The organism is Arthrobacter sp. TJ-217 (genome assembly GCF_058269255.1).
In genome coordinates this window covers 1-2,278 of the sequence record NZ_JBZCNJ010000025.1, presented here as the reverse complement: position 1 = coordinate 2,278, position 2,278 = coordinate 1, and the positions used below count along the sequence as shown (strand labels likewise).

Genomic DNA, 2,278 nt, shown 5'->3' with positions numbered 1-2,278 from the left:
AGCGTCCCGCAATGGCCATCCATTCAACCCACCGCCTCGACCCCGGGGCCTCCCGGACGGAGGCGCTCCCTTCGGCATCATCTGGATGAGGCCGGGCCGAGCTCTCACCGACGCGTGAGTCCCGATGCAAACTGCCGGCAGCTTACGCTTCTTCTCCCGGAGCCGTGTTGGTGATGCTCTCGTCGGAAAGGACCGAGGTCTGCGACCCCGGTGGGGTCAGGTGTATCACTTGGCACTCTCCGCTGTCGGCGGTGTCCAGGTCGACCCGAAAGCCGGGCGGTTCGTAGAAGGACCGTACCCGCTCGACGTCGGTGCCGGGAACGATGACAACTTCAAGCTTCAATGGGGATTCCTGGTGCTGGGGGCGCTGGTTGTCCGTGCTGGTGGTGCTAATGCTGCGGGACGGGGAGGGACGGCGGTGTGCCCGGATTCGTTGCGGTACGTCGGCTGCGCACTCCGCGGCTGCGCCGGGCGCCCGGCGTCTGCGCCCGGACCTTGATTCGGCAGCGAGACCGGTGCTGCCGGGCAGCAATTTCGGGCCGATCGTGATCGGTGGTGGTGCTGACGGTGCACGGCGGAAGGAACCATCACGCCCGGGTGGTCCGGCCATGGTCCGTAAGTGCGGAGACTCCTCCTGGGTGTTCTGCGCTGCCATCGAGCTGAGCCTGGAGGCCTTTGAGGAGGATGGTGAGGCCTTGATCGAGTTCGGTTTCTCCGTCGTAGTCGAGCAGGAGGGAGGCGAGGCGACGGAGGTGGGGAAAGTCCCTTTTCGGCAGCCGGTGCAGACCGAGACGCAGCCCCGGTTCGTCCTCATCGGGGTTGACGACGAATTCTTCAAGTTCATTGATCAGGTGGCCGATGAGGAAGCCGTAGTAGGCGCGGTAGGCATGGAGCGCGCCGGAGGGTTCGAAGCCCGCCCGGCTGAGTACGGCGAGGATCTGCTCGAGGGGACGCAGAGCGCCCAGCGGCCGCAGGCCCATGGGGGTGGACAACGGGCGTGTCACCAGCAACGGCACAACATGGGGGTGGCACAGCACCAGGGAGCGGAAGCGGTGGGCGGCCTGACGGAGCTGGTTCTGCCAGGCCGAAGGCACGTCCTCGGCCTCAGGGATTTCCCACTGGTCCAGCAGAAGTTCGGTCAAGCCGTCGAGAAGCGCATCCCGATTTTCGGCATACCGGTAGAGCACCATCGGGTCCTTCCCGAGCCGGTGACCCAGGCGTCGCATCGAGAGCGCTTCAAGACCCTCGGCATCGACGAGCTCGAGAGCGGCCTGCAGCACGGTTTCTCGGCTCAGCAGGGTCCGCCCTTTCCCCCCACCTCCTGAGCTTGCCTGTGCGGCAAGGCCGTCAGGCACCTCGCGCCGACCGGTACCGCTTCGCCCGTTTATCGAAATCATGAGCATCCAACCTTCTAGTAAGCCACCTTGCTATTCTAAACTCTACACCGTAGTATCTACGATGTAGAGCATTCCGTGGAGCACACTGCGGACGTCTAGCTCTCTCTTATCCGTGACCCAGCTCGTTCTGAGCATCGGAGTTCACCGCCGTCAACGGCACCCCACCCTTCTTGAGGAGATTCCCCATGGCCAACAGCACTCTTGAAAGCACCAACCACGGCAACCACGCAGTTGAAAGCCGCCGCTCGACCGAGACAAAGGCTTCGACGAAGACCACCGAGTTTTTCGCCTACATCGCCATGGTCATTGCCATTGCAGTAACCGCCCTTGTGGTCGGCGATGGTGACGCGGAGGACGGCATCGACATGTTCAACGCCCACCAGGGCATGGAACTGATCACCTTCCTGACCATCGGCTACATGGTGGCCCGCGGACTCGCGAAGTCCGGAAGCCGCGAGCACTACAACGCGTAGCACTCCCCGGTGATCCCCGCAGAGGAGTTAGCGCTCCTGCGCGGGGATCACCTGTCTCCACCCGCCCGCCACGGCCACCTGCTCCTTCTGCGGCACCGGTCGGGTGCGCTGGCATCCACGCCCGTACCACCTGCACGCACTACTACCCCCAAGGAACCCCATGAGTGACATCACCGCAACCATTGCCTTGGGAGGCGCGGGGAATGCTCCCGAAACGCCGGTCCGCCGTGCCGTTCGGATTTCAAAGCCGAACGATGTTGTCGCCTCCTACTCGGTCCTGCTCAAGCAGGTTCGCAAAGAGGGACTGCTGAACCGCCGCCGCCGTTTCTATGTTGCGGTATTCGTTCTGCTGAGCCTTGCAATGGGTGCCGCGTGGACAGGTTTCGCGCTGCTGGGCGATACGTGGTT

At 63.7% G+C, this 2,278-nt stretch carries 3 protein-coding genes and 1 pseudogene; 2 read left to right on the top strand and 2 right to left on the bottom strand.

The features are described 5' to 3' along the window. Window positions 1–142 precede the first annotated feature (142 nt). Both AC4D2R_RS17995 and AC4D2R_RS17990 read right to left on the bottom strand, forming a co-directional pair. Complete coding sequence (locus AC4D2R_RS17995) at window positions 143–343, bottom strand: hypothetical protein (RefSeq protein ID WP_490941468.1); 201 nt, start codon at window positions 341–343, stop codon at window positions 143–145. Between the two features lie 244 nt (window positions 344–587). Next, window positions 588–1,280, bottom strand: a complete 693-nt coding sequence (locus AC4D2R_RS17990; RefSeq protein ID WP_490941467.1) for a TetR/AcrR family transcriptional regulator C-terminal domain-containing protein — start codon at window positions 1,278–1,280, stop codon at window positions 588–590. A 302-nt stretch (window positions 1,281–1,582) separates the two neighbouring features. Here AC4D2R_RS17990 and AC4D2R_RS17985 point away from each other — a divergent pair, with 302 nt between their 5' ends. Beyond that, window positions 1,583–1,870 (top strand): hypothetical protein, encoded by a 288-nt coding sequence (locus AC4D2R_RS17985; RefSeq protein ID WP_490941466.1) that lies wholly within the window; start codon window positions 1,583–1,585, stop codon window positions 1,868–1,870. Window positions 1,871–2,030: 160 nt separating this feature from the next. After that, a pseudogene (locus AC4D2R_RS17980) lies at window positions 2,031–2,278 on the top strand (hypothetical protein); the annotation flags it as partial.

What these genes read in the sequence shown, in the direction of transcription:
- AC4D2R_RS17985 (WP_490941466.1), top strand. Translation starts at nt 1,583, where the DNA reads ATGGCCAACAGCACTCTTGAAAGCACCAACCACGGCAACCACGCAGTT.